A 7,646-nucleotide genomic window follows, 5' to 3' on the forward strand; every position below is an offset into this window, starting at 1 on the left:
CATGCCGCGACCGGGGCGGCGCGTCGAGGCGCCTTGGCGGTCATTTCACCGGCAGGGCCAGGGTCGGCAGGACCTGGGCTTCCTGGGCGTCGAGGCGAGCCTTGTGGAATTGGGACCTCACGCCGTTCCCGTTCCCGAACTCCATCAACTGGTCGCTGGCCGGCGCATAGGCGGGCCAGGCGGGCCCCGAGGCGCAGGCCGGGGTTCCGGTCTTGATGAAGGCCACCCAGCAGGAATGCATCAGGCCGGCCATGGCCTTGTCCTCGTCGGAGACCAGGCTCATCGGGGTGCGCCGGCCCCAATATTCGAACACGTACTGGATCTCGGCGGCGTGGAAGGCGCGGGTGAAGCGGGGTCGGAACCGCGAGCCGATATAGGAGAAGTGATAGAGCCAGGCCGGCTGGCCGCCGGCGGCGCGGGCGGCGATCCAGCGGGCCGGGGCGCCCATCACCTGGTCGCCGAACACGACACGCCCCAGGGTGTCCTCGCCCTGGGCGGCCTCGTCGGCATAGAGCGCCCGCAGGGGGGGCGACAGGGCGGCGGCCAGGGCCTTGGGGTCGCTCCCGAACTCGCCCATCAGCGAATCCTCGCCGGAATTGGAGCCGATGATCAGGGGGACGTCATGGACCTTGCCGGCCGCGAAGGCCTGGGCGGGGGTCCGGGGCAGCAACCGGCCGTCCGAAAACGGGCCATAGCCGCCGCCCAGCCTGGCGATCAGGGTCTCGACCGGCAGGGCGCGCAACTGGTCGACGGTGACTTCGGCCGGCAGGCCCAGGCTCTGGATGGCCCTGGCCCCTTCTTCGGCCTTGGCCGCCAGGCTCATCGGCGGGGACCAGCCGCCGCCGGATTCCACGATGGCGCGGCGATAGAGACCCTTGGTCGAGGGCGTCGACAGCAGGGCCAGGGCGCTCATGGCGCCGGCGCTTTCGCCGGCCACGGTGACATTGGCGGGGTCGCCGCCGAAGGCCTTGATGTTGCGCTTCACCCACTGGAGCGCGGCGATCTGATCCATCAGGCCGTAGTTTCCGACCGCCTCGCCAGGCCTGGCGGCCTTGATCAGGGCTGGATGGGCGAAATAGCCGAGCGGCCCCAGCCGGTAATTGATCGCCACCACCACCACCCCGTCGCGGGCGAATTGGCTTCCGTCATAGACCCAGCCCGCGCCATAGCGGAACGCGCCGCCATGCAGCCAGACCATGACCGGGGCCTTGTGGACGCCGGTCGGGGCGAAGACGTTCAGCTGCAGGCAGTCCTCGCTCATCGGGCCATTGGCGGCGCCGAGATTGGGCGAGCCGTCGGCGTTCATCGGCTGGGGACAGGAGGGGCCGGCCTTGTCCGCCGCCCGCGCCCCGGCCCAGGCCAGGGGTCGGGCCGGCGGCGCCCAGCGTAGGCGTCCGACGGGTGGGGCGGCATAGGGCACGGCGCGGAAGATCGCGACGCCATTGGCCTGGACCCCGGCCAGCGCGCCGCTCTCCACCTTGACCTGGGCGGGCTCGGCAAGGGCCGGGGCGGCCGCAAGGGCCAGGGCAGCGAGGGCGGCGAGGGCCCGGAACCTGCGGATCATCTGGTCCTCCCGAGACCTCGTGGCGCTGAGCCTTCACATGGCCGTGGCGGGGGTCAAGCGCCAGGCGTGTTTCAGTGAAAATCGCGGCTGGCCTGCAACGGGCCGCCGCGCCCTGGTCCTGGCCCCTCGGCCTTCAGGGCGGCGGTCATGTGGGAGAGGTCGGTGAAGCGCTTGGCCACCAGGTGGATGACGTCGCCCTCCCGTTGCAGCTGGCCGTGGACCACCACGAAGGCGGCGCTCATCACCAGCCGGCGGTTGGCCTCGAAGACGTCGCGCCAGACGACGATATTGGCCGAGCCGGTCTCGTCCTCCAGGGTCATGAACACCACCCCCCTGGCGGTCCCCGGCCTTTGACGCACCAGCACCAGCCCGCCCACCGAGACCCGGCGGCCGTCGCGCAGGCTCGGGAAGGCCGAGGCCGGGACGGCGCCCAGCGCCTGCAACCGGTCGCGGAAGAAGCTGCAGGGGTGGGCCTTCAGCGACAGGCGGGTGGTGCGGTAGTCCTCGGAGACCTGCAGGGGCAGGCTCATCAAGGGCAGTTCGACCTGGACCTCGCGGCGGCCCATGGCGGCCAGCAGCGGCGCCTCGGCCTCCACCCGGGTCTCGCCGACCAGGCCCTTGACCGCCCACAGGGCCTGGCGCCGGTCCAGCCCGATCCCGGCGAAGGCGTCGGCCTCGGCCAGCAGCTCCAGCGCCCGGCGCGGCAGGTGGCGGGCCAGGCCCTCGACGGTCGAGACGCCCCGGGCGCGCAGGGCGACCAGGGCCTCGCCGTCCTCGCGCTTCAGCCCCTTGATCTGGCTGAGCCCCAGGCGGACGGCCCGCAGGCGCTGGCCCTCCAGGGGCTCCAGGCTGCAATCCCAATCCGAGGCCGTGACATCGGGGGGGCGGACCTCCACCCCATGTTCGCGGGCGTCGCGGACCAGCTGGGCCGGCTGGTAGAAGCCCATGGGCTGGCTGTTCAGGAGCGCCGCGCAGAAGGCGTCGGGCCAGCGCCATTTCACCCAGGCCGAGGCATAGACCAGCAGGGCGAAGCTGATCGCGTGGCTTTCCGGAAAGCCATAGGAGCCGAAGCCCTTGATCTGGTTGAAGCAGGCCTGGGCGAAACCGAGGTCATAGCCCTTGCGGGTCATGCCGTTGACGAACAGCTCCTCATAGTCCTCCAGGTGGCCATAATTGCGGAAGGTGGCCATGGCCCGCCGCAGCCCGTCGGCCTGGTCGGGGGTGAACTCGGCGCCCTCGATGGCGATGCGCATGGCCTGTTCCTGGAACAGCGGCACCCCCAGGGTCTTTTCCAGGATGCTGCGCAGCTCGTCGGGGGGCCAGGGCGGGACGGGCGAGGGAAAGCTGACCGGCTCCAGCCCGTCGCGGCGCTTGAGATAGGGATGCACCATGTCGCCCTGGATCGGGCCGGGCCGCACGATCGCCACCTCGATCACCAGGTCGTAGAACCGGCGCGGCTTCAGCCGGGGCAGCATCGACATCTGGGCCCGGCTCTCCACCTGGAAGACGCCCACGGAATCGGCCTTGCAGAGCATGTCATAGACCTCGGGGACCTCCTGGGGGACGTCGGCGATGTCCTTGTAGGGGCGGCCATCCGCGCGCGGCGGGATCATCTCGAAGCCGCGCTTCAGCGCCGTCAGCATGCCCAGCGCCAGGATGTCGACCTTCATCAGGCCGAGCGCATCGATGTCGTCCTTGTCCCACTCGATGAAGGTGCGATCGGCCATGGCGGCGTTGCCGATCGGCACGGTCTCGTCCAGCCGCCGCTTGGTCAGCACATAGCCGCCGACGTGCTGGGACAGGTGTCGCGGGAAGCCCAGCAGCTCGGTGGCCAGGGTCACGGCCCGGCGGATCTCCGGGGCGTCCGGGTCGATGCCGGTCTGGCGGATATGCTCGTCAGGTACGGCGTCGCCCCAGCTGCCCCAGACCGTGCCCGACAGGGCGGCGGTGACATCCTCGGTCAGGCCCAGCGCCTGGCCCACCTGGCGGATGGCCATGCGGGGGCGATAGTGGATGACGGTGGCGACGATGGCGGCCTTGTGCCGGCCATAGCGGCGATAGACGTACTGCATCACCTCCTCGCGCCGCTCGTGCTCGAAGTCGACATCGATGTCCGGCGGCTCGCCGCGGTTCTCCGAGATGAAACGCGAGAACAGCAGGTCCTGGTCCTTCTTGGTCGGGTCGACCGAGGTGATGCCCAGGCAGAAGCAGACACAGGAATTGGCCGCCGAGCCCCGGCCCTGGCAGAGGATGTCCTGGTCCCGCGCCCAGCGGACGATGTCGTGGACGGTGAGGAAATAGTTCGGGAAATCGAGCTTCTCGATCAGGGCCAGCTCGGTCTCCAGGGTCCGGCGCTCCTTCTCGCCCATGCCGGTCTCGAACCGCCAGGCCGCGCCTTCCCAGGTCAGGTCGCGCAGGTGCTGCATGGCGCTCTTGCCGGGCGGCACCGGCTCGTCGGGATATTCGTATTTCAGTTCGGAGAGGTCGAAGCCGATGCGCTGGGCGATCTCGACGCTGCGCTCCACCGCGCCTGGGAAGCGCGCGAACAGCCGGGCCATCTCCTCGGGGCCCTTGAGGTGGCGCTCGGCGTTGGCCTCCAGCCGCAGGCCGGCTTCCGTGATCGTGCAGCCCTCGCGGATGCAGGTCAGGACGTCCTGCAAAGGGCGGCGTTCCGGGCCGTGATAGAGCACGTCATTGGTCGCCACCATGGGCGCGCCGGTCCGCTCGGCGATCGCCGCAAGCCGCGACAGTCGCTGCAGGTCGCGGGCGCCGTAACCCCGGGCGGCGGCGAGCCAGAGGTCGCCGCCCAGGGCGCCGGCCATCTCCGCCAGCCGGGTCTCGAAGGCCTCGTCCAGCCGGTCGGGCGCCACGGCGAGCGCCAGCTGGCCCTGCGACCATTGCAGATAGTCCTCCCAGTGCAGCTCGCACTCGCCCTTCTGCGCCCGCAGCTGGCCAGCGCTGAGCAGCCGGGTCAGGCGGCCATAGGCTTCGCGGTCGGTGGGATAGCAGAGCAGGCTGGGCGTGCCGTCGACGAAGTCGAGCCGACAGCCGGTCAGGGCCCGGATCCTGGCGCCGCCGGCCCGCAGGTCCTGGACCTCCCTCCAGGCCCGCACCACTCCGGCCAGGGAATTGCGATCGCAGATCCCCACCGCCTCCAGCCCCAGCGCCTCGCCGGTCATCATCAGCTCGCTGGGGTGGGAGGCGCCGCGCAGGAAGGAGAAATTGGTCGCGGCCTGGAGCTCGGCGTAGCGGGTCATCCGAACAACCCGTGTAGCCACCACTGGGCCGGGACACCGGTCTCATAGAGGCCGGCGCGGAACAGCCAGAAGCGGGTCCCGGCCTCGTCCTCGACCCGGTAATAGTCGCGGACATGGGTGGTCCTGGTCGCCTCGATCGGGCCGGCCCACCATTCCTCGGCGATGCGCTCAGGCCCCTCGGCGCGGCGGACGCGGATCAGGCGGTTGCGCCAGCGGAACTGCACCGGCGGGTCGTCTGGCACCGGGGCCATCACCGAGTCCACCAGCTCGGGCCGACGGAACAGGCGCAGGGGCCGCGGCCGTTCGGGATCCCAGGCCTGGGCCGTCCCGGCCTTGAGCGCCGGGCCGGGCGCGCTCGACTGCTCCGGCACATGGCTTTCGCGCGGCCCGCTTTTCCAGACCCGCCCCTCGCCCAGCCGGTTGGTCAGCCGGTCGATCAGGGGGGCCAGGCCATCCTCCACCGCCGTCTCGGCCAGGCTGTCGAGCCGGACCTGCCGGGCCGAGGTGGTCTCCACCCGATCGGCGACGAGGGTCACCACCTCGATGCCGAAGCCGGGGTCGAGGGTCTCCAGCCGGGGCTGGAACAGCTTGGCGATCCGGGTCGGGTCGCGGCCGGCCAGGGCGAGGCCGATGGCCAGGGTCATGGCCTTGCCGTCCAGGCGATGGAAGGCGATCTCGAAGCGCCGGGCGCCCTTGCCCTCCCGCTCCAGCCGCGCGCAGAGCAGGGCGGCGACGTCCTGGCTGACCCGGGCCAGGTCGTCCGGGGTGCTGATCGGCTCGGCGAAGGCCAGGCGGGCGATCCAGGGGGACGGCGGGCGGCGGAAACTCAGAGCCTCGCGGCCGCGCCCCAGGGCCTGGTCCAGGCGCTCCAGGGCCGGCGCGCCGAACCGCTTGGCCAGCGGGGCGCGGGGCAGTTCCATCAGCTGGCCGATGCGGGTCAGGCCCAGGCGGGCGATCTGGTCGGCGGTCGCGGGCTCCAGGCGCAGGGCGGCCGGCGGCAGGGGGGCGATCAGCTCTCCCTGCCCCCCCGGCGGGGCGATGACCCCGTCCGCGCCATGGTGGGCCAGGGCCCAGGCCGCCCCGGGGGTGTCGGCCAGCGCCAGGCGGAAAGGCAGGCCATTGGCCAGGAGGCGGGCGCGGAAATCAGCCATCAGCTGGGCCTCCCCGCCCCACAGGTGGGAGACGCCTGAGATGTCCAGCATCAGTCCGTCCGGCCGATCAGCGGCCACGGCGGGGGAGAAGCGCACGCACCAGTCGACCAGGGCGTCGAGGGCGGCGGCGTCCGCCTCCGGCTCGGCCTCTGCGGTGATGAGGTCCGGGACCAGGGCCATGGCGTCGGTGGCCTTCTGCCCGACCCGCAAGCCCAGGCGCCGCGCGGTGACATCCACCGCCGCCAGCCGGCGGACGCCGCGCGCCTTCTCGATCAGGGCGAGGGGCGGCGGTGGCTCCCCCTCTGGGGGAGCTGGCGCCCGCAAGGGCGACTGAGGGGGACCTTGATGCGTCTTTTCTAGCGACCGACCGTGAGCTGAAGGAGTCAAAGTCCCCCTCAGGCCCTTCGGGCCAGCTCCCCCAGGAGGGGAGCAACACTCACCCGGCGCGGCGGAGGGGTGTCGACGGCGCCAGTTGGCGATCGCCCAGATCGGCGACCAGGCGCAGAGGATGCGTCCCATGATGTCCCTCGCAAGAATAGGCGGCCGTTCCCTCGAACAGCCAGGCGCCCAGGCGGCCGCCCCGGCAGCGCTCCAGGGTGGCGGTCCAGCGGGGCGGGCCCAGGCCGAACTCGCCGGGGCCGGGCTGGCTGGCGGCCGGAGCGATCCGCCAGCGGGTGGCGGCCGCCGACCCCGTGGCGGCCTTGGCCCCGGCGCCGCCGAACGGTCGCCTGTGGATCACGAAGCCGGTCGCCCCGCGCTTCTCGCAGGCCAGCTGCAGCCGCCGCCCCGCCGTCAGATCCACCGCCTCGGCCTCGACGAAGACGGCGCAGACCCCAAGCGTCGCCAGCGCATCCTCGGCCACGGCCAGGGCGTCGGCCTCGTCGCGGGCGCAGACCTGGATCAGCCGCTCGGCGGGAAAGCCCAGGCCCACGAGGCCCGGCGCGAACAGGTCGTCGCGGCGCAGGATCCACACCGCTTCGCCTCGCAGGGCGAGCGGCGCGGCCAGGAGGGCGGCGAAGGCGGCGGGCGCCGCAGCGGTCTCGACCTCCATCCCCTCCCCGCCGATCTCGTGCCACTGGCCGAGCGGCAGGCCGGCGGCGTGAGGAAAACAGCCGTCCAGCCGGGGATCGCCCAGCGACAGGGCCGCGCAGTCCCTCCGCCCGCCCGCCTCAAGGGCGGCGATCTTCGCCTTGAGCGCGACCAGCGCGCCGTCGCGAAAACCGGACATGTCCTTCTAGCTCCGTTGTTCTACTTTTGTTCTAGTCCGGGGCGCGGAAGAGTCAACGGGTCAGGGGATCAGGGGTCGGGGGGGTGCGACCGATAGGGGCGCAGGCAAAGAAAAGGCGGCGCGGGACATTCCCCACGCCGCCATGGCTGCAAAGCTCAACGCCGAAATCAGCTGTAGCGGAACGCCTGGTCATCGAGGTCGATGAGCGGCAGCTCGTCCTTTTCGCGCCAATAGTCCTGGCTGTGCTGCCATTCCGGCTTGTCGCCGCGCCGGGGCAGCAGATGCATGCCGCGCATCAGATAGCCGGGATTGAAGTTCTCGGTGTCGAGCCAGGGTAGCAAGGGCATGTTGTGATCCTCGGGCCGCAGGGCCACCGAGACCCGCTTGGCGCCCTTGGCCTTCATATGATTGAGCATCCGACAGACGAAGTCGGCGATCAGATCGGC

General features: G+C 71.6%; 4 protein-coding genes and 1 pseudogene. All 5 read right to left on the reverse strand.

Translation table 11 applies throughout. From position 1 onward, the window contains the following. Positions 1–40 precede the first annotated feature (40 nt). Positions 41–1,564 carry a carboxylesterase/lipase family protein gene (locus Q7P21_RS06895; RefSeq protein WP_304176361.1) on the reverse strand — a complete coding sequence of 508 codons (1,524 nt, stop codon included), beginning with the start codon at positions 1,562–1,564 and terminating at the stop codon, positions 41–43. A 71-nt stretch (positions 1,565–1,635) separates the two neighbouring features. After that, positions 1,636–4,821 (reverse strand): error-prone DNA polymerase, encoded by a 3,186-nt coding sequence (locus Q7P21_RS06900; RefSeq protein WP_304176363.1) that lies wholly within the window; start codon positions 4,819–4,821, stop codon positions 1,636–1,638. Then, positions 4,818–6,245 carry a DNA polymerase Y family protein gene (locus Q7P21_RS06905; RefSeq protein WP_304176365.1) on the reverse strand — a complete coding sequence of 476 codons (1,428 nt, stop codon included), beginning with the start codon at positions 6,243–6,245 and terminating at the stop codon, positions 4,818–4,820. Before Q7P21_RS06905 ends, Q7P21_RS06900 begins: the two co-directional genes overlap by 4 nt. A 163-nt stretch (positions 6,246–6,408) precedes the next feature. Beyond that, on the reverse strand, positions 6,409–7,200 hold the full coding sequence (locus Q7P21_RS06910; protein ID WP_304168928.1) for an ImuA family protein: 792 nt from the start codon (positions 7,198–7,200) through the stop codon (positions 6,409–6,411). Between the two features lie 167 nt (positions 7,201–7,367). Then, positions 7,368–7,646, reverse strand: a pseudogene (locus tag Q7P21_RS06915) (FAD-containing monooxygenase EthA); the annotation flags it as partial.

Source organism: Phenylobacterium aquaticum (genome assembly GCF_947378715.1).
In the GTDB taxonomy this organism is placed as follows: Bacteria; Pseudomonadota; Alphaproteobacteria; order Caulobacterales; family Caulobacteraceae; genus Phenylobacterium; species Phenylobacterium aquaticum_A.

What these genes read in the sequence shown, in the direction of transcription:
- Q7P21_RS06895 (WP_304176361.1), bottom strand. Translation starts at nt 1,564, where the DNA reads ATGATCCGCAGGTTCCGGGCCCTCGCCGCCCTCGCTGCCCTGGCCCTT.
- Q7P21_RS06900 (WP_304176363.1), bottom strand. Translation starts at nt 4,821, where the DNA reads ATGACCCGCTACGCCGAGCTCCAGGCCGCGACCAATTTCTCCTTCCTG.
- Q7P21_RS06910 (WP_304168928.1), bottom strand. Translation starts at nt 7,200, where the DNA reads ATGTCCGGTTTTCGCGACGGCGCGCTGGTCGCGCTCAAGGCGAAGATC.